Source organism: Halopseudomonas pelagia, from assembly GCF_009497895.1.
GTDB classification, from domain to species: Bacteria; Pseudomonadota; Gammaproteobacteria; order Pseudomonadales; family Pseudomonadaceae; genus Halopseudomonas; species Halopseudomonas pelagia_A.
In genome coordinates this window covers 1,267,448-1,291,127 of the sequence record NZ_CP033116.1, presented here as the reverse complement: position 1 = coordinate 1,291,127, position 23,680 = coordinate 1,267,448, and the positions used below count along the sequence as shown (strand labels likewise).

Sequence of the window (23,680 nt, the reverse complement as noted above, 5' to 3'; positions counted from 1 at the left end):
ACTATATAAACGATATTGTTCATCAGGTTTCCTCCTGTGGATGAAATCACCGCATTCCTGTTACAAATTGCGGCCTCAGTCGTAAGACAGCCTAATCTGCAAAAGATTAGATTTTATGTGTGAATTTATTAAAATAATCCGCACAAAAAAGTATATAGATCGCGCTATTAGCCAAAATCCTGCTTTTCCATCCACGGAATAATTCGCTCAAACGCCCTCTCGATATTCCCCAGCGAAGTGGAGTAGCTGAGGCGAATGGCATTGCTACAACTGTTGCCGAAGGTCTCCCCCGGAATGGTACACACGCCAGTTTCCTTGAGCAGGCGCAGCGCCACGTTAGTCCCATTCACACCTTCCGGCAGAGCGGGAAACAGATAGAAGGCCCCCTCCGGTTTATAACCGGTCAAATGCGGTGTCTGCTCGACCAACTCGACCAGCCGGTCGCGTCGCTTGGTGTATTCCACCAACATGTTCTGAATAAAATCGTTGCTGCCATGCAGCGCGGCCACCCCGGCCCACTGGCAAGGTGTATTGGCCACGGTAGTAGTGAACATGTGGTAACGCCGCAACCGCTTGATCGCCGCCTGACTGGCGATGATCCAGCCAATACGCATGCCGGCCATACTGTAGGTTTTGGAAAAGCTGCTGACGACCATCAGGTTATCCATATCCGTGCCGCAGGATAATGCAGAAGGATATTCCTTACCGTCATAAATGAGGTGGTCATAAACCTCATCGCTGATCACCTGAATACCGCGATAGGCAGCTTCCTGGAGTATCGCCTCGATGGTTTCCCGAGGGTACACCGTGCCCGTCGGATTACTTGGCGAGTTGAGCACAATGGCATGGGTATTGGGCTGGATGGCGTCGATCACTTCCTGCGGATCAAGCTGGTGATTTTTCTCCGCGCGGGTAGTGATCTCGGTGATCTCGCCGCCGTTCATGCGGATCATCGGCGCATACAGCATGAACGCCGGATCCGGCACAATAAAATGCCGCCCGGGCGCGGATACTGCAGTCAATGCCAGGTAGATCGCCTCGGTGGCTCCGGTGGTAATCATGATGTTGTCTGCGGTCAGTTTGCGCTGGGAGCGACCGCTGTAATACACCGCCAGCGATTCCAGCAGCTCAGGCAAACCGGCATCCATGGTGTAGCCGGTCTGGCCAGCGCGCAACGCTTCGATAGTGGCGTTGACCACATTGTCCGGGGCGGGCAGATCCGGCTGGCCGATGGACAGGTGAATCACATCCTGCATGCTCGCCGCCATGTTGACCATCTTGCGGATGCCCGGCACCGGTATGGCCATCATCGCCGGGTTCCAGATCGGATCTTCCGATTCGTACAGATCGATATCCAACGTGCTCAATGACATAAGTTACCTTCCTCAGGATGTGAACAGCGGTGGGCGGCGGTCTGTGAGCGGGGCGGCCTGCTGGTAGGCGTAGCCGGCCTGGAGAACCAGGGCGTCGTTGAAACGCGCACCAACCAGTTGCAGGCTGATGGGCAATCCGGCCTGATCAAAGCCGCAGGGAACCGATAGCCCTGGCTGACCGGTCATGTTGAAAGGGTAGGTAAAGGGCGTCCAGGTTGGCCAGCGCGTGCTGGGCCAATCCTCGGGGACCTCACGTCCGGTTTTGAATGCGGTAATCGGAATGCTCGGCGTCAGGAGCAGATCGTATTTCTGATGGAAGTTGGCCATGCGCTCGCGCAAAGCCATGGACTCATTCACTGCCCCCATATATTCAAGCATGCTCAGCCGTGCGGCTTTCTCCGAGACCTTGACCAGTTCGGGATCCATCAACGCACGCTTCTTCGGACCCAGATCGCGCATGGCATTCGCAGCGCCGCCGTAAAACAGATGACCAAACGCCGCCAGCGGATCACTAAAGCCTGGGTCTACGCGCACCACTTCAGCGCCCAGACTTTCGAACACTCTGGCCGCCTCGGCGACCGCCGCGTCCACTTCAGGATTGACGTCGACGTAACCCAGATTCGGGCTATAGGCGATCTTCAAGCCCTTAACGCCCTTCTTCAGATTGGCGAGATAATCAATGCCGCGCCGGGGTACGGCGTTGGTGTCGCGATGATCAGCTTCGGTCAGCACATTCATCATCAGCGCTGCATCTTCCACCGTCCAGGTCATGGGACCTGCGTGGGCCAGCGTGCCGAAGGGGCTGGCGGGCCAATGGGGAATTTCACCAAAGGACGGCTTGAGGCCGACGATGCCACAGAATGCAGCCGGAATGCGGATCGAACCACCCGCATCGGTGCCTAGCGCCAGCGGCGCCATGCCCAATGCGACGGCCACCCCGCTCCCACCGCTGGAACCACCGGCGGTCTTGTCCGGATTCCAGGGGTTGTTGGTGACGCCATCCACCGGATTGTCGGTAACACCCTTCCAGCCCAGCTCCGGGGTGGTGGTCTTGCCGATGGGCACATACCCGTGGCGGGCCAGGGCAGCGGTAGCCGGCGCCGATTTGTTCAGCGTAGTGGCTGGATCCACCGTGTGCGAGCCGCGCAGCGTTGGCCACATGGGCGTGAGAAAAACATCCTTGACCGCCACCGGCACGCCGTCGACCAGCCCGTGGGCTTCGCCGCGCTGATAGCGTTGCTCGGACTCCGCTGCGAGACTCAGCGTGGTATCACGATCAACCAGGCAGAACCCGTTAGTGTGGCTATCCACCCGCTCAATCTGATCGAGCATGGCGCTGGCCACCTCGACTGGCGACAGGTCCTTGTCACGATAATGCTCGAGCAGTTCAACAGCGGTCATCTTGAGGATGTCTTGGGACATGGCTTTCTCCTGTCTTGCTATTGATGCCGAGCACAAGCTCGACAATCCCGACGGTCGTCGAACACGACCGGCCAGCGACAAGGTGATGAAAAATTATTTCTTCACCTGATTGAATAGGGCCTGGCCTTGTTGCCAGCCCCTGAAGTTAGCGACGAACTGCTCGCCGAGCGCGGTTTGCCAGCCGATAAAGTCACCCGCCATATGCGCGGACATCATCACGTTGGGTTGCTCCCACAACGGATGATCTTCAGGCACAGGCTCCTGCTCAAATACATCCAATGCTGCGCCTGCCAGGTGTCCACTCTGCAACGACGCCAGCAAGGCCTCGGTCTGTACGATGGGGCCGCGGCCGACATTGATCAAACGTGCACCTGACTTCATCGCGGCAAAGGCGCGATCATCGAACAGACCCTGGGTGTCCTCGGTCAGCGGCGCGGTGATCACCACATAGTCAGCCACGCTGAGGCAGTCGAACAGGCAATCATTGCCCAACACCACATCAAAATTGACGTCTTCGCGGGCGCGCCGGGCAATACCGGTCACTTGCATGCCCACCGCCTTGAGCAAACGCGCCACCTCACCGCCAATCGATCCAGCGCCGACAATCAGTGCACGGCGCTGGTCGATCATTTCGGTGTCACGATGCTGCCAGCGATGCTCGCGCTGCAGCGCCAGATTACCCATGGTGTCCTTGGCAAACAGCAAGACTGCGCCGAGCACATACTCAGCAATACCTCGATCGAAGATGCCTTTGGCATTGGTGATCGGAATATCGCTTTCGGCCAACGCCGGAAACAGCAGTGCATCCACGCCAGCGCTGGTAGCGTGGACCCATTTAACTTTCGGCTCGGCTGGCCAGCAGCGTTCGAGCAGGCCGGTGCGAAAATCGGTTACCACCAGCACATCGGCGTGCGGCAGCGCTTCGCGCAGATCGGCCTCGGCACTGACGGTCTGCACTTCGACCTCGCCCGGCAGGCCGCCCAGCCCTGCGAGTTCGCTTTCGCCGGGCGCTACCAGCACCAAGACTCGTGTCATGCTGCCACCTTCTGCAACGCCCGACTCAAGCGGGACATGGCATCGTTGATCTCCGCTTCATTGACCACCAGCGGAGGGAGAAAGCGCACTGTCTGCCCATCGATACCGCACCGCAGCAGCAACAGGCCTTCGGCTTCACAGGCCGCAGTGATCTTCGCCGCCATGTCCGGCAGCGGCCGGGTAGGCGACTCGGCTATCTCCATGCCCAGCATCAAACCTTTCCCACGGATATCGGCAATCCACGGGTAATCGCGTTGCAGGGATAGCAGTTGACCTAGCATCTGCTGACCGCGGACAGCGGCGTTCTCAACCAGTTGCTCCTGCTCGATTACATCCAGGGTTGCCAGTGCCGCTGCACAGGCCACAGCATTGGCGCCGTAAGTGCCGCCCTGGGAACCCGGCATACCCTTGGCCATCAGCTCAGCCGAAGCGCCTATGGCCGACAGCGGAAAGCCGCTGGCCAGGCCCTTGGCGGTGACCACCACATCGGGTTGCACGCCAAAATGCTCCAGGCTCCAGAATTTACCGCTACGACCGTAGCCGGCCTGCACTTCATCGGCGATCAGCAGGATGCCATGCTTCTGGCAACGCTCGGCTAGCCCGCGCATGAAGGATGCATTGGCCGGATAGTAGCCATACTCACCCTGCACCGGCTCAATCAGCAGCGCAGCGGTATCGCTGGGTGCGGATTGGGTCTTGAGAATATGATCGAGTTCGTTAAGACAGAATTCGGTGGTCTGCTCTTCGCTCCAACCGTAACGCCAGGCATGGGGGAAAGGCGCCACCACGACGCCAGCCATCAATGGGTGAAAGCCGGTGCGTACTTTGGTGCCCGAGGTCGTCAGTGACGCTGCACCCAGGGTGCGACCATGAAAGCCTCCGTTGAAGACGACAATATTGGCACGACCGGTCGCGTGCCGAGCCAGACGCATGGCGGTCTCGACTGCTTCGGAGCCGGAGTTGCTGAATGCCACCGAGTCGATGCCTTCGGGCATCCGCCCGGCCAATCGATCACTCAGTTGCAACATAGGTTCGTGGCTGACGGTGGTGTACTGGGCGTGTATCACCTTGCCCGCTTGCTCCTGCGCTGCCGCAACCACACGCGGATGGCAGTGGCCCGTGCTGGTGACGCCGATGCCAGAGGTAAAATCCAGATAGGCCTTGCCCTCGACATCAAACAGCCAACTGCCTTTGCCATGATCCACACAGACACGGCTGGCTTGCTTCAAAAGCGGAGATAGATGGTGGCTCATACAAGCAACTCCCATACTGTTGGGCGGGCTCTGCGTCCCGCAGGTGACTCGGCTGGAGGCAAGCTCCAGCGCGCTTAAGGGATATTCCAGCTTCGCCAGACTAACAACCGGCCGGCGCCGCGGAACATACAACGTTAGTCCACAAGGACCCTTTCGTCGGGCTAGGCCCGCAAGTGCTCAACTATTCCCGCTGTCACTTCGCTGCAGGTTCTCACCTGCCCTTCACTGGCGACCAGGTCTGCGGCGACCGCAGCGCGGAGGCGCTCTGCCGATGCTGAATGACCCAGGTAAGTCAGCATCATCGCCGTGGTCAACAACATGGCTGCCGGATTGGCCTTGCCCTGGCCGGCAATATCCGGGGCGCTGCCATGGGTCGGCTCAAACAAAGCCGGCGCCTCACGACTGTCAGGGTTGATATTGCACGAAGGCGCCAGCCCCAGGCCGCCCGACAGCATCGCGGCCAAATCAGTCAGGATGTCTCCATGCAAGTTGCTCGCCACCACCACATCAAACTCCCAGGGGCACTGTACGAACTTCATGCAGGCGGCATCTACCAGCTCATGGCGCAGACCTATTTCGGGAAACTCCCTGGCCACCTCGGCAAATACCTCGGTGTAGAGTTCACCCCAGGCCGGCTGGGCATTGCGCTTGGTAATCAGGCATACCTGCGCCGCTGCCTGACCTTTCTCCGAGCAGTAGAACGAGCGCGCGTCGCCGTGCTCCCGAAGCCGCAGACGTGCTGCGCGGAAGGCATGCCGGATCAGCCGCTCGGTGCCCCGCCGGGTAAAGACTTCCAGTTGGGTTGCCACTTCATGGGGCGTGCCCTGACCCAGGCGGCCACCCTGGTTGACGTACTCGCCTTCGCTGTTCTCACGTATCACCAGCATGTCGATATCCGCGGCGCGCGGGTCTGCCAGGTAACGTGGCGCCCCTGGCAACAAACGCGCCGGGCGCTCGCAAGCCCAGAGATCCAAGCCCTTGCGAAAGCTCAACAATGGCGCCAGCGAGATGCCATCGGGCAAACAATATCGATCAGGATCACTTAGCGGACCGGGATCTCCCAGGGCGCCAAGCAAGAGCGCGTCATACTGGCGCACCTGATCCATCGCATCCTCCGGCATCATCCGGCCATGCTGCTGGTGCCAGGCCGTGCTGGGCCAGTCCAGCACCTCCCAACTCAGCGGCAGGTCATCCTGATCGCGCAGGAACCGCAACACCTTTTCTGCCTCGGCCATCACCTCAAGGCCAATCCCATCACCCGGCATCAGCGCAATAGTCGCCTGTTTGTTCGGCTCACCCATGGGTTATTCAGCTCCCATGCACAGATATTTCAGCTCGGTATATTCGTCCAGACCATGGCGCGAACCTTCCCGACCCAGGCCTGATGCCTTCACCCCGCCAAAGGGCGCAGTGGGATTGGAGACAGCACCTTCGTTGACGCCGATGATGCCGGCCTCCAGCGCATCTGCCACACGCCATACTCGGTGGATATCGCGGCTGTAAAAATACGCAGCCAGACCATAGGGAGTGTCGTTGGCGATCTTCAGCGCCTGTTCTTCAGTATCGAACTTGATCACGGCAGCCAGCGGACCGAATGTTTCATCCGCACAGACTTCCATATCTGCGGTGACATCGGTGATCAGCACCGGGTTCACGTAATTGCCCTGCTTACCGTCGGGGGCAGGGCCGGCCACGTGACGGGCGCCCTTGTCGATGGCATCCTCGTAGTGACGTTTGACCTTCTCAACCGCAGCATGATTGATCAGCGCCGATTGAGTGACGCCCTGTTCAAAGCCATCGCCGACCTTGAGTTTGCCCATCGCTTCGGCCAAGCGTGAAATGAACCTGTCGTGAATGCCCGACTGCACCAGAAACCGGTTGGCGCAGACACAGGTTTGGCCGGTGTTGCGAAACTTGCAGATCATCGCACCTTCAACCGCACGCTCCACGTCGGCGTCGTCAAATACAATGAAGGGCGCATTGCCACCCAACTCCAGAGATACCTTCTGGATGTGCTGGGCGCATTGGGCCATCAGCTTGCTGCCAACCTCGGTCGAGCCAGTAAAGCTCAGTTTGCGCACCACAGCGCTGCCAGTAAGCGTCTCGCCGATCATGCTCGACTTACCGGTGACCACATTGAATACGCCAGCGGGAATACCCGCCTCGTCAGCCAGTTCGGCCAGCGCCAGCGCCGTATAAGGCGTTGCGTTAGCGGGTTTGACGATCATCGAGCAGCCTGCCGCCAGCGCAGCGCCAGCCTTGCGGGTGATCATTGCCGCAGGGAAATTCCAGGGAGTAATCGCGGCAGTCACGCCAATCGGCTGACGGGTTACCACGATATGCTGCCCAGGCTTGGCGCCGGGAATCGTTTCGCCATAGACCCGGCGCGCCTCTTCGGCAAACCAGCGAATGAAGGAGGCGGCATAATCCACCTCGCCGCGGGATTCCACCAACGGTTTACCCTGCTCCAGGGTCATCAGCGTGGCTATATCTTCCTTGTGTTCCAGCATCAGGTCGTACCAGCGCATCAACAGGTCGGCGCGTTCCTGTGCCGTCTTCTTGCGCCAGACTTGAAAGCCTCGCTCCGCGGCGTCTATTGCGCCAAGAATTTCCTGCTCACTCAACGAGGGGACAGTGCCGAACACCTCGCCGTCCGCGGGATTATCAACGTCTACGGTACTGCCGTTGTCGGCGTCCACCCACTCGCCATTGACATAACATTGCTGACGAAACAGACGCTGGGTTTTCAATCGAGACAGGGACATTCGTCCTCCTATTCGTTTGCATGAGCGGAAATTCCCGTCATTTTCAAGGTAGGCGCCTTTGCCGTCCGATGCAAACAAGACTGAACAAGGCCCGATAGGTCGTGGAGATCTTGCGACCATTGCATAGAAACTGACCCGGTTTTCACTGCTGAGTTCGTAATTCCACTACACTGCTGAAAGGCTGGCGGTTAACTCTGGCCACCCCTCCCCCTTTCCAATGGAGCCTTCATGGCCAAACCCAATTACACCTTCGAAAAGCGTCAGCGCGAGCTGAAGAAAAGCAAGCAACAGGAAGAAAAACGCCAGGAAAAGCTTGCGCGCAAGGACTCTGGCGAACCCAGCGCACCAACAGATGAGGAAACCCCGTCATGAGTAAGGGAATGGATAGCAAGAAAGCCGCAAAGAAAAAGCCAGCTCTCAGCCTGCTGGAAAAGCGCGCGGTCAAGGCAGAGAAGGCCAAAGCGAAGAAATAGAACGTGGCTCTGTCCCGTTTCTGTGGGTAAAATCGGCGGCTTACGACAATACCTTCCGACAATTAATGGGACGGCAACATGGGTCGCGCGTATCAAAACCGCAAAGAATCAATGGCCAAAACGGCTGACGCAAAAACCAAGGTGTACAGCAAGTACGCCCGTGAGATATACGTTACCGCCAAGTCCGGCGGCGTTGACCCGACTGGTAACCTGGCGCTGCGGGGCCTGATCGAACGGGCCAAAAAGGACCAGGTTCCCGGGCATGTGATCGACAAGGCCATCGATAAAGCCAAGGGTGGTGGCGGCGAAGATTTTTCCGTTGCCCGCTACGAAGGCTTCGGCCCTGGCAATTGCATCGTTATTGTCGATTGCCTGACCGACAACCCGAATCGCACCATTTCCGATGTGCGCAATTGTTTTACCAAAACCAAATGCAAGATGGGCACGCCCGGCAGTGTCAGCCACATGTTCGACCATTGTGCGATTTTGGCGTTCAAGGCTGACGACGAAGAGGCTGTTCTGGAAGCCTTGATGATGGCCGATGTCGATGTTACCGACATCGAAAACGAAGACGGCCAGATCACTGTGTTTACCCCCAACAATGAATACTCCAAGGCCAAGCAAGCGCTGACTGACAGTTTTGGCGAGATCGATTTTATTGTTGACGAGATCCAGTTCCTGCCGCAAACCAGCACACCCATCGAAGGTGACGATGTAGCCCTGTTCGACAAGTTTATCGACATGCTTAACGAGCTGGATGACGTGCAGAATATTTATCACAACGCCGAGCTTTGAGCAGACGCGAACCGGGTTTCAGAAGGGGAATACATGATCTTTAGTGTGGTGCTCTTTGGCTTAAGCCTGCTCCTGCTGGCCGCCACCATACTGGGCAAGGTGCCGTTGCACGACTGGTGGGTACGGGCCTGCGAGTTTCCACGCGTTCAGATTCTCAGCCTTGCGCTGCTGTGTGCGGTGCTGACCTGGTTCAGCAATGGAACCTGGCAACTGCCTACCCTGCTGCTGTGCGTCGCAGTGGTTCTGGTGCAGGGCTGGCACATACTGCCGTGGACTCCTCTGTATCCCGTACAAATGCAAAAGGCGCAGCAGGGTGACGGTGATCACTGTATTACCCTGCTGATCTCCAATGTGCTGACCCCCAACCACCAGTCCGAGTCACTGATCAGCCAGATTCTGGAACATCAACCCGACGTGATACTGACGCTGGAGTCCGATGACTGGTGGCAGGAAAAGCTCGATGCGGCGCTGGAAACGGACTGGCCGAACACCGTCAAGATCCCGCAGGACAATCTCTACGGCATGCATCTTTATTCGCGCCTGCCGCTGCATGATGTCAAGGTCAAACGGCTAATCCAGGATGATATTCCGTCAATTCACGGACGCTTCGAATTGAAGAACGGCAAGAAGATCCGCTTCCACGCTGTTCATCCACGGCCGCCCGCGCCGAACGAGAGCGAGTCGACGCTATGGCGCGACGCTGAGCTGCTGCTGGTCTCCAGGCAGATAGCGGAACACGACGGCCCTACCCTGTTGTTTGGCGACCTGAATGACGTTGCCTGGTCGCGCACCACACGCATGTTCTGTCGGGTTAGCGGCATGCTCGATCTGCGGCGCGGCCGTGGCATGTACAGTACCTTCAATGCCGACCACTGGTTTTTACGCTGGCCGCTGGATCATATATTCACCAGTGAGCATTTCACCTTGGGCGGGATGCAGCGTCTCAAGCACATTGGCTCGGATCACTTCCCGATAATCGCTACCCTCTGTTACCGACCCTCCCGCGCGGACGAAAATGACCAACCCGAGCGTGAAGAGGGTGACAAGGAATACGCCCGGGATACCATCCAGGAAGCCAAGGCCAACCCCGAAGAACGGGATGACTAGCCGCGCAAGTCGTCCAGCCAGGTACCCACGCGAGCGGCATCCTGTTCGTGCGGGTCATCCCGCCAGGGTTCTCTCAATGCCGCGTCATACCACTCGCGCATCGGCTCCAGCATCAACAGACGTGCCACATATTCCATCGCCGTAACGGAAAGCTGCAGATTGTAGGTCTGCAGGCGAAAAGCCACCGGCGCGAAAAAAGCATCCACGGCGGTAAAGTTTTTACCCGCCAGAAAATGCCCACCAAAACGGCCTATGCCTTCGCACCAGAGCTCATCCAGGCGCGTTAGTTCGGCCTGCAACGCTGGCGCGACCTCATGCAGCTGAATGCGTAAACCGCAGTTCATCGTGCAGATATTGCGCAACTGAGTGAACCCCGAATGCATTTCCGCCGCCGCGCAGCGCGCCCAGGTGCGCGCTGTCAGCTCTTCCGGCCAGACGCCGGAACGGGTTTCAGCCAGATACTCGACAATCGCCAGCGAATCCCATACGCGGGCTTCGCCGTCCACCAGGCAGGGCACCTTGGCGCTGGGGGAAAAGGCGCGATATGACGCTGCGGTATCAGCTCCGGAAAAGGGCATCAGCCGCTCGGTGAAGGGTATCTCCAGTTGCCGCATCAATACCCAGGGGCGCAGCGACCAGGAGGAGTAATTCTTGTTGGCGATAAAGAGTTCAGTAGTCAATTGAATACACCTCGTTTGCAAGCGGCCCCGGATGGCGGATGAATAATATAACGCCAGATCACAGAATCTGTGCAAGCCACTGATTAGCCCCTCTTAAGCAAGCGTTAATACAACCCGCTTAATCTCTAGCCATCACCCAGCTATGTCTGCCGGGCACACGAGGCATCAAATACATGAAAACGCCAACTCGTTACCACGGCCTCAGCATCGCATTGCACTGGCTGATGCTGATCCTGATTGCAGCTGTCTTCGCTTGCATGGAGCTCAAAGGCAATTTTCCAAAGGGCAGCGGGATCCGCGAGGGCCTCAAGCTGTGGCACTTCGGATTGGGCATCAGCATCCTGATGCTGGTATGTGTTCGACTGCTTACCCGCATGCTGACAACGAGCCCCGCAGACCCCAACAACATGGCACCACAATGGCAAAAGCTGGCCGCTACCGGAATGCACTTGGCACTCTATGCATGGATGATCGCGATGCCGTTGCTGGGTTGGCTGATACTCAGTGCAGAGGGCAAACATGTAGCGCTTTTGGGATACCCCCTGCCCTGGCTGATGCAACCTAGTGAGACCTGGACCGAGAGATTTGAACAGGCGCATGAATGGGGTGCACTTGCCGGATATTGGATGATCGGTCTCCATGCCGTTGCCGGCGTGGCCCACCACTACCTGTGGCGTGACGGTACATTGCTGCGAATGCTTCCAAGGCGAAGCAACGCGCCACCGGTCTAACGGCAAAACCCAAAACCGCTGGCATCAAAATGAAAATGGTTTTCATGCGGCTGATTGTAGTCCGGCCCCAACACCGTACCGAAATAAGCGCAGGCAGAATCATGTACGGCCTTCAAGAAGGTACTTTTTTCCGGTGCCTGGGTATTGTCCCAATCGCGCAGCACACTAACCTGGCCCCCGTCCTTCAAGCGGAACGCAGCCACATCAAAGGCATTGGCCGAAGCATGCTGACTTCGGCGGGCATTTTCACGGTTGTAGATGTTGCGACAGGCGAAACTGCCGAAATGATCGACTCTGCTGACCTCGGATTCCAGATGCGCCAACGCCAGCGGCTGCAACTGCTGGCGCTCGAACATGACCCAGGCCACCAACATCGGACAGGTCACGGTAAAGGGCGAGTTGAAGTCGAGCCCGCTGCTTCGCACCCGCACAACATTGGTCAACGGGCAGCCTTGTACAGGGGTGTAGTCTTCCAGGTCGAGATAATCTACCCACCCCTCTGGTGCCGCCGCCAGGATCGCGACACAGCTTTCCGGCGCCTGCTGCAATTGAGAGAGCTTCCAACGGGTGATCTGGGTCATTTCATGGGTGATCGACAAGGGGGCCCAAGGATTCCACTCCGGCGGCAGATACGTCCATGGCTTATACACCACGGCCGCCACCCCAAGCAGGAGCACCAATACACACTTCAGAAACCCTGCTCTGGACAAATTCAATCAACCTCTACTTGACTAAGACAACCATGCAAGTTGGAGCGACCTGGTTCGGGTCGGTTCAGCAGCGAGCCCTATGGATATATTGCCAAATAATAACGTATCGTATTTACTGATATTAATTTCCGTATTTTTGCGCTATTCAATTTAATTATCAGGTCTATTATAACTCCATCAACACAACTCAACCTCTGGAGAATCAATATGAATAGCAGCTTCATCACCCGCGCTACCCACACAAACGCCGGTTTCGCCCCGCTAGCCCTGCGTATTCCCGCCGGTATCATTTTTATCGCCCATGGCGCTCAGAAGCTGTTTGGCTGGTTCGGCGGTTATGGCCTGGAAGGCACCGGTCAGTGGATGGAGTCGATAGGGTTGGCACCTGGGTATCTTATGGCCCTCGGCGCGGGCGGTGCCGAGTTTCTCGGCGGACTGGCGCTGCTGCTGGGTTTATTAGTGCGCCCTGCCGCTGCGGTGCTGGCGCTGACCATGCTGGTGGCCATCGTTACTGTACATCTGGCCAACGGCCTGTTCATGAGTAATAACGGCTACGAATTCGCGTTGGCGCTGCTGGCCATTTCAGTATCGCTGCTGATCAGCGGTGCAGGTCGGTTGTCCCTGGATCGCGTTATCAGCCTGCGCTGAATAACCTGCCCCGCCGCATCCGCGTCGGGGCAGGCCGAGGCGGGCCGGACTCAAAGCGTTTCAAACGTCTGCACCACATAACTGCGCAGGGCATCAATCAGCGGCCCACGGTTGCTGCCTTGCAACAGCATGATCTGATAGCTCCCCAATGAGGGCAGGTCGGCTTCAGCCTCAACCATTTTCAACGGCTTTTGCACCAGACCGCGAGGGAAAGGCGCTATCGCCAGGTCGGCCAGCATGGCCGCTCGCTGACCGGTGCAATGCTCACTGATGTAAGCGATGCGATAATCAATGCCAGCGCGATCAAGTGCCGCCAATGCAACCTCCCGCCACACGCAACCCGGTCCCGCCAGCGATAATGGCAAAGGTCGGCGAGCCGAAGCCCGACCGCCTGCACATTCCGCCCATACCAGTTGCTCCGTATACACCACCTCGCCGCGGGGCACGTGGCTCCCGGAGGTGACCAACGCCAGATCCAGCTCTGCGCTATCCACCTGCGCGAGCATATCGGTGCTGCGGCCTACCACCACGTCTACCTGCACGCCCGGATAAGCGCGAGCGAAGCTACTCAATACCGCTGGCAATATGCGCGTGCCAACATCGTCAGAGGTTCCCAACCGCACATAACCGGTCAGCGCCGGACTGTAGAAACGGCTCAGGGCTTCTTCGTTGAGGGCCAGCATGCGCCGGGCAAAGCCCAATAACATTTCGCCTTCCGTCGTTACGCTCGCGCGTTTCGGTTCGCGGAGCAACAGACTGTACCCGAGCATCTCTTCCAATCGCTTGATCTGCATGCTGATGGCTGAGGGAGTCCGATGCACCTGAACTGCCGCACGAGTAAAGCTGCCGGTCTCGGCTATGGCGATAAAGCTGCGCAATACATCCAGCTCGAGAAGAGGCAGTGCTGCTAGGGGGTTATTGGTATTGGTCATGACACCCTGTTCAATAAAATTGAACAGGCATGTTATTTTAATTCGCTGGATTGAACAACATCATCGCGCGAGTCTGGTCGCCTGTTCACTCAAGGAGACCGATGAGATGAAAGCCAAAACCGAAAACCAGACCAGAAAAAGTAAAATTCCTACCCAACCGCCCCTGCATGATTTTTACATGCCGGCGATGCCGCCCACAGACCTGATAATCGCATTGGCCAAATGGCTGCGCAAACAATACCGGCGCATCCGGCAGCGGGGTCGGAGCAGCTTTAGCTGAGCGACGTTTCAGTAGGCGCAGAGGCTTCTGTGGCGGGCTCGGGATGCGCGGCAAGAAAATCGTTATTCGCGAATACCTCTGTCAGAATCGTTTGCTCCATATAACCGCGCTGCCCGGCTTTGGTCGGAAAGCGAATGACCAGATGGATCTCGTCCGACACCGGTGTTTGAATGGTTACCCGAGGGTTGACCGACGGCGTTTCCAGGCCGCGATTACGACCAATGCGCGTCATGTACTGGCGCACCGCTTCGAGATAGGGGGCACAGTGGCGATTGGCCGACTCCAGAAACGCCGCCTGGGCTGCGCGCCAATCGTCCCTGCGTTTGAACGGCACGGTGAACACGTGGAAGTCATATTCGTGGGTAAAGCTTTCGTTGATGACCGGTTCGGAAACAAACAGGGCGTTGGGGATCACCACCACTCGGCCTGAGCGCTGGTGTACGTGCTTGCCGGGCCCGACTTCAAGGATGGTGGTGGTCAGCAGGCTCTGGTCTATCACATCACCGCGAAAGTCCTTCACCTGGATGCGATCACCCAGATTGAACGACCGCGAGCCGGTCTTGATGATCGAGCCGATAACGCAGAGGATCAGTTCCTTGGTCGCGACCACAAAGGCCACGGCAATCGCGACGATCGACAATGCCAGCGTGCGCAATTCCTCGCCCCAGATCATCACCAGGCCAAGCAGCATCAACAGCAGGAAGCCGTTCCGAGAATTGACCAACCACTTGCGGCGCAGCTCAACCGAGTTGACCTTCTGACGAATAAGCCGCGACACCAGCGCACGCAGTACCAGGGTCACGACCATCAGAATCGCCGTGCTCAACAGCAGGCGGACGACAGAGTCGGAAATCACAACGCTGGCAGGCAGGGTGTCCAGCCATTCGTACATAGGTCTTTTCCGTTATTCAGATGGCAGAGTGGCAAACGGTAACTGCAAAGACGTCCACTGGCCAGCTACACCAGGTTATAAACCACCACGCCCATCATCAGCCCGGTAAAAACCAGCGCGATCAAGGCCAGCAGACCATCACGCGCAATCAAGGCAAGGCCGAAAGCAGTAAGGGCAATGCCGGCAAGATTGGCACTGAAAGGCACAAACTCCATCACCGGCATTGCCAGGGAAATGCCCAGGCAGACGACCGCGATAACTCGCACCATGGGTCCGCTGGTCAGCCTCGACAACCTTGGCCGCAGCAACTTGTCGATAAAGCCCGCGGGCTTCTTCAGCCAGGTCAGAGCCTTGTGGAGTTTATCCTTGGATACCGAACGGTTGAGCATAAAGCCCGGCAACCAGAAATTATGCCGCCCGATCAGCAACTGCACCGCAATCAGCAGCACCACCATACCGATCAGGGTGGGTACGCCCGGCAGATCGCCAATGATCGGCGCCAGCACTGTCAGTCCGCCAAGTAATAATAGCGGACCAAAGGAGCGCCGCCCTACTTCATCCATAATCGCCGACCAGGATACCCGGCCATCTTCCTCCGCCGCCTGATCTATACAATCGAACAGTTGCTGGAGATTCTGTGGGTGATCTTCATCTTCGCTCATTGCAGTCCGCTGTCGGAGGAATTTCGCTCAGGTAAAAATACTTGCGCACTCAAGTCATCGCTATGACAACGAAATAACTGGAACGTCCCGATTCAGCGTTTTCTATCCGGCCGAGCCTGTCCGGCCGAGCCTGTCCGGCTGAACCTATCCGCTCGAACCTATCCGGCGGAACCAATCAACTCGCGGACTCGCTCATCGGCACCTGGCCCCGCTACCGGCAACACATCCCAGGGTTTAAGCGGCAAACCGGCAGCCGATAACACCTCTACCCCCTGCACGGGCAACCCTGTCGCCTTTTCGATCAACAGCAAGCGCTGGCCTTTCTCATTCGGCCGCCATTTCTCGCCCCACTGCATCAAAGCTACAAGCACCGGGTAAAGATCGTGCCCCGATGGCGTTAGACGGTACTCAAAAGAGCGCCCATCACCGGTTGCCGGGACCTTTTTCAGCACGCCGGCTTCGGTCATGGTTTTCAACCGACTGCTCAGCACGCTGGTGGAAATACCCAGCTGCTTCTGCAAAGCGTCAAACGTACGCATACCGTGAAACGCATTGCGCAGGATCAACAATGCCCACCAATCGCCGATGATATCCAGGGCTTTGGTGACACTGCAGTCGTCGTGGTGTGGCGTAGCGCGCAACATGGCAACCTCACAGCAAAACGGCTCTGCCCTTGGCAGGCAGAGCCGCGGTCATCAGAGCATGGCGTTGAGACGCTGACGAATCAGCTGGTCAGCTTCGCGCATGATCCGCTCGATCAAATCCTGGCAGGTGGGGATGTCGTTGATCAGGCCAGCGACCATACCGCAGGACCAGGCGCCAATTTCCATATCGCCTTCCTTCATGATGCGCGGATAAACCCCTGCCACCTCATCAACGATATCGGAGAACTGCAGATCCTTGCCCAGGCGCTGCTCTTTCTCCATGATCCGCTCAACGGCTGCGTTGTTCAGCACGCGTTCGGTATTGCGCAGCGGACGCATGACCAGGCGGGTGTCCAGCTCTGAGGCAGCAACGATTGCCTTCTTGACGTTCTCGTGGACTGGCGCTTCCTGGGTGGCAATAAACCGCGTACCCATATTCATGCCTTCTGCGCCCAAAGCCATTGCGGCCACCAGTGAACGAGCATCGGCCATACCACCGGAAGCGACGAACGGAATCTCCAGCTCATCGGCAGCACGCGGCAGCAGAATCATGTTGGGAATATCATCTTCGCCCGGGTGCCCACCACACTCGAATCCGTCAACGGATACCGCGTCACAACCGATGGACTGGGCCTTCAGCGAATGACGTACCGAGGTGCACTTGTGAATCACCTTGATACCTGCATCTTTCAGGTACGGCATGTATTGCTCTGGGCTACGACCAGCGGTTTCGACGATCTTGACCCCACCTTCGATGATGGCTTTGATGTAGCCTGGGTAATCAGGCGAACTGACGGTGGGCAGAAAAGTCAGGTTGACTGCGAAAGGCTTGTCGGTCATATCCCGGCATCGGGCGATTTCGTTAGCCAGGTCCGCTGCGGTTTTTTGCGTCAGACCGGTAATGGTCCCCAGCCCGCCCGCGTTGGATACCGCGGCTGCCAGCTCGGCAAAACCAACATAGTGCATGCCGCCCTGGATAATCGGGTGCTGAATGCCGAACAATTCTGTTATGCGCGTTTTCACAATCAATAGCCTCTTGTGGGTGTTGATGCCCGGTACAAGACTGGGCATTTAACTTCTGAATAAGAAGCTAAATTCGTTCAGCGCAGATTGCAAGTGTTTCTTCGGTTGCGGCGATAGGCCACAACCTGCTCAGGCGCATACCATACGTAAAAAACCCCCGATTCCTTTGCAGAAGACGGGGGCCTGGATTGTATTAATAATGGTGATGTTGAAAATTAGTTTGGGGCGGCGGGGTCCGGACGGCCTACCTCTTTTTCAAGCTGCTCTTTACAGGGATGCACGTTGGCATCAGGCAGGCGCTCAAAGGACTCGTAACCTAACTGCAGTGCTTCCTGGTAATCCGCCTCGGGTATCACGAACACGCCGATACTACCGTCGGGGGCACCACATACGGCGGTGCGGGCCAGGCCATCATCGCCGCACGACGCCATCTCTACATTTATTCCTTCGTCACGCATTTGCTGCGCCATATCCGGAACGCTGGCGCCGCCCCCTTCACACTGTACGGCGCCGGTGTTGGCATATACCTGAGTGTAGGTCAGCTGCGCTGGCCCAGGCTTGGTAGTTTCACAGGCTGCCAGCAACAACACCGCGGACGACAGACAAAAACACTGCAGTATGGATTTCATAAACATCTCTTGTTTTAACACGTTGTCGAGTTCGCACGGTTGGCGGCTTAGAGTTGCACTTACTCAGCGTCTGCTGCCGCCATCTGTACCGCCGCATCACGCTGGGATTGTAGCTGAGGCAGCGTGGCTTTTGCGTACTCGCTCAATTCACCATGATTCGAAGCTTGTGCGCTTTCGAAAAGGTCGGCCAACTCACGGGCAATACCTGCCAGGTTGTCGGCATACGCCTGGTCGAAAGATTCGCCGTCGCGCAGCTGTAATACCATTGTTCTACCCTGATCAATCAGGTTGGCGTCTTCGGCGATATCCAGCTCATCAGCCTCGGCCAGGGACCGCAGTTGCTGATTGATTACCCGCTGCTGGTCAATAACCCGCTGAGCAAATTGCTGCACTTCCGCCGTACCCTGCTCCAGCGCCGCTTCGCTCATTTCGATCAGCGCATAACTCTTCGCGGACGCTTCGTTGACAAAACGCTCGGCGGGTATACCCGTCACATGGCTGGGTTCAAGATTCTCACCGGTAGGGTCGGCGCTGCCGCCCTGCCCGGTAGTACCTGGGGTACCAGTGGGCCCGGTGGTCTGAGTTCTGTCCTCGCCCATGGAACCGGTTTCCTGCGCCAATACCGTTCCGGCAGCCAAGCTGCAAGCCAGCGCAAGACACGCCGGAATCAATGGAATTTTTCGCATGTAACTCTCCTTTTTACTGATGGAATGTCGGCAAGATTACCGACGCTCCCCTCTGAAATGCACAGTAAAATGGAGTAATTGAAGGCCCGATAGTTCCGTAGTGGGGCGGTGGCGGTCACGCCCGACGCAGCAAGCGCCCCCAATGTGAGTCCGCTGAAGCCTGCCACACCTGCCGGTGCAACCAAGCCAGCGAAGGCGCATCTTTAGCCAACAGACTGCGCTCGCTAACACTCAGGGATTGCGCGCCCTCGGCCCAGCACTGCTCAGCCAACACCTGCAAACGCTGACGCCGCAAGTCGCCAGCCAGGTGACGAGCTTGAGCTCTATGCAGCGCATTAAGACGAGGGTCAATAATCGCTGTTTCAAACGCCGAGAGCTTGCCATGCGGCCGATGCTGGATGGGATTATGATTGACGTCGTGCAGCAACTGCGATCCGTTGACCTCTTCCGGAATCGTCAGCAGGCCCCAGCGCCTGAGCCTCTGCCCAGCCTGAGTCCGGCTCAAGATGACGAATACCGGCGCAGCAAATATCAGCGGGATGGCGACCGGCAAAGACCAGAGAAAGAACATCGGATCGATCCAGTAGGCGAAGGCTATCCAGCTGAGCGCCAGCAGCGTGCCAAACGCCTGGTTGATGATCGCTTCCAACCAGCCGCTCTCACCACTGCGATTCTGCCCGGCCCATTTCAATTGCACATTAAATAACGCTTCCAGTACAAAACGGCTATGCGAAAGCATGCGGATAGGCGCAAGCAAGGCGGAAATCAGCATTTCCAAAAGCATGCTCACAGGCAAGCGCAGCAAGCCGCCGAAGGAGCGCGAGCGCTCATGAGAAATCGTATCGAAGACGGCAAGAAACTTGGGAATAAACAGCAGCGAAAAGGTCACCAGGATCAGCGCCAGCGCACGCAAGGGCTCCCACTCTGGCCATACCGGATGTAACTGGTAAGGATCTGGAAAATAGTCGATCGGCCAGATGACCATCCGCGCCGCGGCAATCGTCGCCAGTATTAAAAACGCCAGCCACAAGGGTGATGCTGCATACGACATGATGCCGTTGAGAAACGCCATGCGGTGCGCCAGCTTTAGTCGCCGGCTGCGCAGCATCAACCACAGGTGCTGCAGGTTACCTTTGGCCCAGCGTTTGTCTCGGGTCAGCTCTTCAACCAGCGTCGGGGGCGACTCTTCATAACTGTGCGGCAGTTCGGGCTCCAGCCAGACCTCATGACCGGCGCGGCCAATATAAGCCGCTTCAACGAAGTCGTGGCTAAGGATCGGCCCGCGGAAAAGCCCCCACCCGGGGAGCTTGCGCAGGCCGCAATAGCGCATGAACGGCTGGGTACGCAAAATGGCATTGTGCCCCCAGAACGCCGCCTCGCCGAGCTGAAACGCCGCCAACCCGGTGGTAAACAATGGTCCATATAACTGGTTGGAAAACTGCTGCACCCGGGCAAATACCGACTGACCGTTCAGCAGGCTCGGGCTACTTTGCAGAATGCCAACTCTGGGGTGGCGCTGCATCAGCTGAACCATCATGACCAGCGCGGTGCCACTCATCAAACTGTCGGCGTCCAGTACCACCATATAGGGGTAATCCTTGCCCCAGCGGCGCAGGAAATCACCCACATTGCCGCTCTTGTAATTCTGGTTGAGCGGCCGGCGCCGGTAATACAAGCGCCGCTCCGCGCCCAGCTCGCGCGCTAGCGATGCCCAGGCGGCCTGCTCGTCGAGCCAGATATCCGCTTCGCGCGTATCGGAGAGGATATAGAAATCAAAGTGCTCGAGCTGCCCGGTGGCCTGCAGGCTAAGGTAAACCGCCTTGAGCCGACCCAGGCATTCGCCTATCTGCTCATTGTAAATAGGCATGATAATCGCGGTGCGCGCCATGGGTGTGGCCGCCAGCGTTGCGGCATCCTGCTGACGCATCAGCGAGTGCGGATCGCCGCCGGTATGTCTGATCAGATAGCCAAACACGCCGATCCAGAACCCCACGGAAATCCAACAGAACAGGATGGCGAACAGCGCGGCCATCCCCACCTCAATCCAGTTGCCGCCGTTGTAAGGTAGAACCGAGAGCATGAAATAGGTGGCGGTTGCCGTCTGCAGCAACACAGCCAGCAACAACAGGGCGCGGCGTGCATACGCAGCGCGGCGCCATGCTATTTTCCCCGTATCAGCAAGGGCAGGAGGCAGGCTGGCCTGGACCCGATGAGCAGGCGTGGCCATCAGTAGGCACCATAGCCGAGGCTACCGCGGTGAATCTCCGGCGCCTGCAGCAGTGACTTGTATCCAGGCAGCAGGAAAACCTCGGGCAGGCGCCGCATGCACTCGGCCAACAGATCCTCAGGTGCGTGCTCCAGTGCCGCCGATACCAGGAGCAATGCGCGTTGCTCTACCTCTGGTGTCAGCTCTACCCCTGCCAATCGCAGGTAATCGAGAACACGCTGCAATGCCAGTTGGCTTTGTGGCGTGCGCATCATCACTTCTGCGGACTCAGGACGCCGGTGTCACTGGGCAATTGATAAGTCCAGGTTTCGGTCAGCGGCGTGTCTTCCAGTTGCAGATACCCACGCAGCGCGAGCGACTTGTCGGTGGCGGGCCGGACAAGTATGGACAATCTCCAGCGTTCGAGTGGCTCGATATATTCAACGTAATGGCCCAACACCTCGCCCTCCTCCAGTCCAGTGACCGAGGCCACCACTGGCGCATCGGCAGCCAGTTCATCCAGCGGCCCGCCGGCGAAATCGACAATCACCCTGACGGCCCCTTCCTGGTAGCCACCCCCCACGCGGTTACCATCGCCGACATAGGTGTCCATGCTGCGTGCCAACGGCTCTTTGGCGACATGCTGATCACCATAAATGGCGCTGTAGGAAAAGTACTGGGGTTCACCCGGCGTCACGGCGGCCTGGGGACGCCAGAAGGCAACTATGTTGTCGTTGGTCTCATTCGGCGTGGGCAACTGCACCAGAACCACATCACCTTTGCCCCAATCACCCTCGGGCTTGATCCAGGCACTTGGACGCGTATCGTAGCGCGCCTCCTTGTCCATATAATGCGTGAACTCGTTGTCCCGCTGGATCAGGCCAAAACCGCGGATATTCTCGGTGGCAAAATAGTCCATGGTCAGTGAAGTGGGATTAAGCAGCGGCCGCCACAGCCACTCTTCCGAGCCACCGTTGTGGATCAGCAGACCATCGGAATCATGTACTTCCGGACGCCACTCGCCATGCGGCTTGAAGGTGTTCTGGCCGAAGTAAAACATGCTGGTCAGGGGCGCCACGCCCATCAACTGAACCTCGCTGCGGGGAAACACCACTGACTCGACCTTGAGCTCGGTCTCGTCACCGGGCGTAACCGTGAAGCGATAGGCTCCGGTCATGCTACGGGTATCCAGTAGCGCATGAAAACTGAAACTCTTGTCACCCGGCTTGGGCGTCTCCAGCCAGTATTCGGTAAAGGCAGGAAATTCCTCACCTCCCGGCAGCCCGGTGTTGAGTGCCAGACCACGGCCGGATAGACCGAAATTCGTGTCTCGGCTGACCGCTCGATAATAACTGGCACCGGCGAACACCAGAAACTGATTCTGAATGTCTTCTCCAGCTAACGGAAAGGTCAGCTTGAAGCCGGCATAGCCCAGATCGGCGGGTACCTGCTGCTCCACTTCCGTAGTCGGGTAGGTAAAGTTGGATTTGCTGAACGCCAGCGGTTTGATCTTGTCGTTTTCAACGATATTGATCGCCACTGGATGCGTGTAAAAAAGGCCTGTCGGAACCAGCATCGCTTTGAAACCGGCTCCTGAGTCTTGCCACAGACTGTTCTCCGGCTTGAAACGAATACCCTGGTATTGGTCGTAGCTCAGGTCACGCATAAAGCGCGGAATCGCCGGCGGCGCTTTATAGGGTTTCTGTGCCAACGCCTCGGCCTTGGCAATAACCCGGTCGCGCACGGACTGCTCCTCGGCAATAACCCCACAAGAGAGCATAGAGAGCAAAAGAACGCCCAGTCCAGAGGTAATAACAAGCTTCATTCAGCATTTCCTTGCAATGTTGCGGACTGTCCAGAAGTAGGATGATCCAGTCATAAAAGGCCCAGCGGGACGCAGATTGCCCGCACACACAGTATCCAGCTCACTATTGGCGTTAGTCCGCACAACTCGCCCACAGTTCCTTGCTAACCGGCGGCGAGAGCCGCGTGATAGCGCGAATATACTCCTTATTTGCAGTTTCAGCGCGAGCTGACCAACCGCGCTCTGAAACAAAAGATTCAGGATTCTTGCTCGCAGGGTGAGAATCAAGCAGGACTGGCAAGCCTATAGTTTGCGCGCTAAATTACACGACATATTCTCGAATTCGGAGCGCACATGCCAAAGCAAACCAACTGCGCCGAACTGGAGCTGGATAACCAACTCTGTTTCGCGCTCTATTCCACTTCGCTGATGATGACCAAGATCTACAAACCACTGCTGGCGGAACTGGGCCTTACCTACCCTCAGTATCTGGCCATGCTGGTATTGTGGGAGAAAGACGGCATTACCGTTGGCGCCATCAGCACGCGGCTGTTGACCGATCCGGGTTCCCTGACCCCGCTACTCAAGCGTCTGGAAACCGAAGGCTTGCTTAAACGCGTGCGTAGCAGCCGTGATGAACGCGTAGTCGAACTGTTTCTTACCGCAAAAGGCCAGGCCCTGCGCGAACGGGCTCAGGATATTCCACGCTGCATCCTTGAAGCCACTGACCAGCCGGTTGAGGCCCTGGTCGAGTTGCGGGAAACCTTGGCTCAACTGCGTACCCGGCTGCAAAAAGCGCTCTGATCCCGCATCCCCGCTAGAATTACTGATGAATTGACCCGCCCGACCAACGGCGCGTTTTTATATTGCGCACTAACTACCTTTGCGCTAACCTTATTTCAAGCGAGCTAGATCGCCTGGAAATTTGCC

General features: G+C 57.6%; 25 protein-coding genes. 7 read left to right on the top strand and 18 right to left on the bottom strand.

What is annotated here, in order from left to right; genetic code table 11:
- Positions 1 to 167: 167 nt before the first annotated feature.
- From EAO82_RS06155 to EAO82_RS06130, 6 genes are all read right to left on the bottom strand, one after another.
- Positions 168 to 1,373: a pyridoxal phosphate-dependent aminotransferase gene (locus tag EAO82_RS06155; protein ID WP_096347944.1), complete on the bottom strand. Its 1,206-nt coding sequence runs from the start codon at positions 1,371 to 1,373 to the stop codon at positions 168 to 170.
- Positions 1,374 to 1,385: 12 nt separating this feature from the next.
- Positions 1,386 to 2,795: an amidase gene (locus EAO82_RS06150; protein ID WP_096347945.1), complete on the bottom strand. Its 1,410-nt coding sequence runs from the start codon at positions 2,793 to 2,795 to the stop codon at positions 1,386 to 1,388.
- Between the two features lie 93 nt (positions 2,796 to 2,888).
- Positions 2,889 to 3,830, bottom strand: coding sequence for a D-2-hydroxyacid dehydrogenase (locus EAO82_RS06145; protein WP_096347946.1), 942 nt, complete (start codon positions 3,828 to 3,830; stop codon positions 2,889 to 2,891).
- Entirely contained in the window at positions 3,827 to 5,083 is a 1,257-nt protein-coding gene (locus EAO82_RS06140; protein WP_096347947.1) for an aspartate aminotransferase family protein, read from the bottom strand. Before EAO82_RS06140 ends, EAO82_RS06145 begins: the two co-directional genes overlap by 4 nt.
- A gap of 161 nt (positions 5,084 to 5,244) precedes the next feature.
- A complete protein-coding gene (locus EAO82_RS06135; RefSeq protein ID WP_096347948.1) occupies positions 5,245 to 6,384 on the bottom strand; it encodes an isocitrate/isopropylmalate dehydrogenase family protein in 1,140 nt (379 codons plus the stop codon).
- 3 nt (positions 6,385 to 6,387) lie between these two features.
- Positions 6,388 to 7,848 carry an NAD-dependent succinate-semialdehyde dehydrogenase gene (locus EAO82_RS06130; RefSeq protein ID WP_096347949.1) on the bottom strand — a complete coding sequence of 487 codons (1,461 nt, stop codon included), beginning with the start codon at positions 7,846 to 7,848 and terminating at the stop codon, positions 6,388 to 6,390.
- Positions 7,849 to 8,076: 228 nt separating this feature from the next.
- Between EAO82_RS06130 and EAO82_RS20790 the strand changes: the two genes are divergently transcribed.
- From EAO82_RS20790 to EAO82_RS06120, 3 genes are all read left to right on the top strand, one after another.
- The gene (locus EAO82_RS20790) at positions 8,077 to 8,220 is read left to right on the top strand and encodes a hypothetical protein (protein ID WP_174958744.1); all 144 of its coding nucleotides are present in this window, start codon (positions 8,077 to 8,079) and stop codon (positions 8,218 to 8,220) included.
- A gap of 179 nt (positions 8,221 to 8,399) precedes the next feature.
- A complete protein-coding gene (locus tag EAO82_RS06125; RefSeq protein WP_096347951.1) occupies positions 8,400 to 9,116 on the top strand; it encodes a YebC/PmpR family DNA-binding transcriptional regulator in 717 nt (238 codons plus the stop codon).
- Positions 9,117 to 9,149: 33 nt separating this feature from the next.
- Complete coding sequence (locus EAO82_RS06120; protein WP_218838671.1) at positions 9,150 to 10,223, top strand: endonuclease/exonuclease/phosphatase family protein; 1,074 nt, start codon at positions 9,150 to 9,152, stop codon at positions 10,221 to 10,223.
- Here the strand turns inward: EAO82_RS06120 and EAO82_RS06115 are convergent.
- Positions 10,220 to 10,903, bottom strand: a complete 684-nt coding sequence (locus tag EAO82_RS06115) for a glutathione S-transferase family protein (RefSeq protein WP_231703296.1) — start codon at positions 10,901 to 10,903, stop codon at positions 10,220 to 10,222. The two genes, EAO82_RS06120 and EAO82_RS06115, sit on opposite strands and share 4 nt — an antisense overlap.
- A gap of 164 nt (positions 10,904 to 11,067) precedes the next feature.
- On the opposite strand from EAO82_RS06115, the gene EAO82_RS06110 reads away from it, so the two are divergent.
- On the top strand, positions 11,068 to 11,634 hold the full coding sequence (locus EAO82_RS06110) for a cytochrome b (RefSeq protein WP_096347952.1): 567 nt from the start codon (positions 11,068 to 11,070) through the stop codon (positions 11,632 to 11,634).
- On the opposite strand, the gene EAO82_RS06105 is transcribed toward EAO82_RS06110, so the two are convergent.
- On the bottom strand, positions 11,631 to 12,296 hold the full coding sequence (locus EAO82_RS06105; protein WP_231703294.1) for an extensin family protein: 666 nt from the start codon (positions 12,294 to 12,296) through the stop codon (positions 11,631 to 11,633). The two genes, EAO82_RS06110 and EAO82_RS06105, sit on opposite strands and share 4 nt — an antisense overlap.
- Positions 12,297 to 12,551: 255 nt before the next feature.
- Here EAO82_RS06105 and EAO82_RS06100 point away from each other — a divergent pair, with 255 nt between their 5' ends.
- Positions 12,552 to 12,992 (top strand): DoxX family protein, encoded by a 441-nt coding sequence (locus EAO82_RS06100; protein WP_096347953.1) that lies wholly within the window; start codon positions 12,552 to 12,554, stop codon positions 12,990 to 12,992.
- A gap of 50 nt (positions 12,993 to 13,042) precedes the next feature.
- On the opposite strand, the gene EAO82_RS06095 is transcribed toward EAO82_RS06100, so the two are convergent.
- Positions 13,043 to 13,924 carry a LysR substrate-binding domain-containing protein gene (locus tag EAO82_RS06095; RefSeq protein ID WP_096347954.1) on the bottom strand — a complete coding sequence of 294 codons (882 nt, stop codon included), beginning with the start codon at positions 13,922 to 13,924 and terminating at the stop codon, positions 13,043 to 13,045.
- 106 nt (positions 13,925 to 14,030) lie between these two features.
- Between EAO82_RS06095 and EAO82_RS06090 the strand changes: the two genes are divergently transcribed.
- Positions 14,031 to 14,204, top strand: a complete 174-nt coding sequence (locus EAO82_RS06090) for a hypothetical protein (protein ID WP_153274271.1) — start codon at positions 14,031 to 14,033, stop codon at positions 14,202 to 14,204.
- Here EAO82_RS06090 and EAO82_RS06085 read toward each other — a convergent pair.
- The 9 genes from EAO82_RS06085 to EAO82_RS06045 all read right to left on the bottom strand — a co-directional run bounded on the left by EAO82_RS06085 (position 14,197) and on the right by EAO82_RS06045 (position 22,771).
- Positions 14,197 to 15,096: a mechanosensitive ion channel domain-containing protein gene (locus tag EAO82_RS06085; protein WP_096347955.1), complete on the bottom strand. Its 900-nt coding sequence runs from the start codon at positions 15,094 to 15,096 to the stop codon at positions 14,197 to 14,199. The genes EAO82_RS06090 and EAO82_RS06085 overlap by 8 nt on opposite strands.
- A 65-nt stretch (positions 15,097 to 15,161) precedes the next feature.
- The gene (locus EAO82_RS06080; RefSeq protein WP_096347956.1) at positions 15,162 to 15,758 is read right to left on the bottom strand and encodes an exopolysaccharide biosynthesis protein; all 597 of its coding nucleotides are present in this window, start codon (positions 15,756 to 15,758) and stop codon (positions 15,162 to 15,164) included.
- 158 nt (positions 15,759 to 15,916) lie between these two features.
- A complete protein-coding gene (locus EAO82_RS06075; protein WP_096347957.1) occupies positions 15,917 to 16,402 on the bottom strand; it encodes a winged helix-turn-helix transcriptional regulator in 486 nt (161 codons plus the stop codon).
- Between the two features lie 51 nt (positions 16,403 to 16,453).
- Positions 16,454 to 17,425 carry an NAD(P)H-dependent flavin oxidoreductase gene (locus tag EAO82_RS06070; RefSeq protein WP_096347992.1) on the bottom strand — a complete coding sequence of 324 codons (972 nt, stop codon included), beginning with the start codon at positions 17,423 to 17,425 and terminating at the stop codon, positions 16,454 to 16,456.
- A 215-nt stretch (positions 17,426 to 17,640) separates the two neighbouring features.
- On the bottom strand, positions 17,641 to 18,054 hold the full coding sequence (locus tag EAO82_RS06065) for a hypothetical protein (RefSeq protein WP_096347958.1): 414 nt from the start codon (positions 18,052 to 18,054) through the stop codon (positions 17,641 to 17,643).
- Positions 18,055 to 18,113: 59 nt separating this feature from the next.
- Complete coding sequence (locus EAO82_RS06060) at positions 18,114 to 18,740, bottom strand: DUF4142 domain-containing protein (protein ID WP_096347959.1); 627 nt, start codon at positions 18,738 to 18,740, stop codon at positions 18,114 to 18,116.
- Between the two features lie 115 nt (positions 18,741 to 18,855).
- Positions 18,856 to 20,967, bottom strand: a complete 2,112-nt coding sequence (gene mdoH / locus EAO82_RS06055; protein WP_096347960.1) for a glucans biosynthesis glucosyltransferase MdoH — start codon at positions 20,965 to 20,967, stop codon at positions 18,856 to 18,858.
- Positions 20,967 to 21,218, bottom strand: coding sequence for a hypothetical protein (locus tag EAO82_RS06050; RefSeq protein WP_143520379.1), 252 nt, complete (start codon positions 21,216 to 21,218; stop codon positions 20,967 to 20,969). The genes mdoH and EAO82_RS06050 overlap by 1 nt, the downstream gene beginning before the upstream one ends.
- 2 nt (positions 21,219 to 21,220) lie before the next feature.
- Positions 21,221 to 22,771, bottom strand: coding sequence for a glucan biosynthesis protein (locus EAO82_RS06045; RefSeq protein ID WP_096347962.1), 1,551 nt, complete (start codon positions 22,769 to 22,771; stop codon positions 21,221 to 21,223).
- A 333-nt stretch (positions 22,772 to 23,104) separates the two neighbouring features.
- Here EAO82_RS06045 and EAO82_RS06040 point away from each other — a divergent pair, with 333 nt between their 5' ends.
- Positions 23,105 to 23,554: a MarR family winged helix-turn-helix transcriptional regulator gene (locus EAO82_RS06040; protein ID WP_096347963.1), complete on the top strand. Its 450-nt coding sequence runs from the start codon at positions 23,105 to 23,107 to the stop codon at positions 23,552 to 23,554.
- Positions 23,555 to 23,680: the final 126 nt, after the last annotated feature.

Excerpts from the sequence above, each read along its gene's own strand:
- EAO82_RS06155 (WP_096347944.1), bottom strand. The coding sequence starts at position 1,373 with ATGTCATTGAGCACGTTGGATATCGATCTGTACGAATCGGAAGATCCG.
- EAO82_RS06150 (WP_096347945.1), bottom strand. The coding sequence starts at position 2,795 with ATGTCCCAAGACATCCTCAAGATGACCGCTGTTGAACTGCTCGAGCAT.
- EAO82_RS06145 (WP_096347946.1), bottom strand. The coding sequence starts at position 3,830 with ATGACACGAGTCTTGGTGCTGGTAGCGCCCGGCGAAAGCGAACTCGCA.
- EAO82_RS06140 (WP_096347947.1), bottom strand. The coding sequence starts at position 5,083 with ATGAGCCACCATCTATCTCCGCTTTTGAAGCAAGCCAGCCGTGTCTGT.
- EAO82_RS06135 (WP_096347948.1), bottom strand. The coding sequence starts at position 6,384 with ATGGGTGAGCCGAACAAACAGGCGACTATTGCGCTGATGCCGGGTGAT.
- EAO82_RS06130 (WP_096347949.1), bottom strand. The coding sequence starts at position 7,848 with ATGTCCCTGTCTCGATTGAAAACCCAGCGTCTGTTTCGTCAGCAATGT.
- EAO82_RS20790 (WP_174958744.1), top strand. The coding sequence starts at position 8,077 with ATGGCCAAACCCAATTACACCTTCGAAAAGCGTCAGCGCGAGCTGAAG.
- EAO82_RS06125 (WP_096347951.1), top strand. The coding sequence starts at position 8,400 with ATGGGTCGCGCGTATCAAAACCGCAAAGAATCAATGGCCAAAACGGCT.
- EAO82_RS06120 (WP_218838671.1), top strand. The coding sequence starts at position 9,150 with ATGATCTTTAGTGTGGTGCTCTTTGGCTTAAGCCTGCTCCTGCTGGCC.
- EAO82_RS06100 (WP_096347953.1), top strand. The coding sequence starts at position 12,552 with ATGAATAGCAGCTTCATCACCCGCGCTACCCACACAAACGCCGGTTTC.
- EAO82_RS06095 (WP_096347954.1), bottom strand. The coding sequence starts at position 13,924 with ATGACCAATACCAATAACCCCCTAGCAGCACTGCCTCTTCTCGAGCTG.
- EAO82_RS06090 (WP_153274271.1), top strand. The coding sequence starts at position 14,031 with ATGAAAGCCAAAACCGAAAACCAGACCAGAAAAAGTAAAATTCCTACC.
- EAO82_RS06085 (WP_096347955.1), bottom strand. The coding sequence starts at position 15,096 with ATGTACGAATGGCTGGACACCCTGCCTGCCAGCGTTGTGATTTCCGAC.
- EAO82_RS06080 (WP_096347956.1), bottom strand. The coding sequence starts at position 15,758 with ATGAGCGAAGATGAAGATCACCCACAGAATCTCCAGCAACTGTTCGAT.
- EAO82_RS06075 (WP_096347957.1), bottom strand. The coding sequence starts at position 16,402 with ATGTTGCGCGCTACGCCACACCACGACGACTGCAGTGTCACCAAAGCC.
- EAO82_RS06065 (WP_096347958.1), bottom strand. The coding sequence starts at position 18,054 with ATGAAATCCATACTGCAGTGTTTTTGTCTGTCGTCCGCGGTGTTGTTG.
- EAO82_RS06060 (WP_096347959.1), bottom strand. The coding sequence starts at position 18,740 with ATGCGAAAAATTCCATTGATTCCGGCGTGTCTTGCGCTGGCTTGCAGC.
- mdoH (WP_096347960.1), bottom strand. The coding sequence starts at position 20,967 with ATGGCCACGCCTGCTCATCGGGTCCAGGCCAGCCTGCCTCCTGCCCTT.
- EAO82_RS06050 (WP_143520379.1), bottom strand. The coding sequence starts at position 21,218 with ATGCGCACGCCACAAAGCCAACTGGCATTGCAGCGTGTTCTCGATTAC.
- EAO82_RS06045 (WP_096347962.1), bottom strand. The coding sequence starts at position 22,771 with ATGAAGCTTGTTATTACCTCTGGACTGGGCGTTCTTTTGCTCTCTATG.
- EAO82_RS06040 (WP_096347963.1), top strand. The coding sequence starts at position 23,105 with ATGCCAAAGCAAACCAACTGCGCCGAACTGGAGCTGGATAACCAACTC.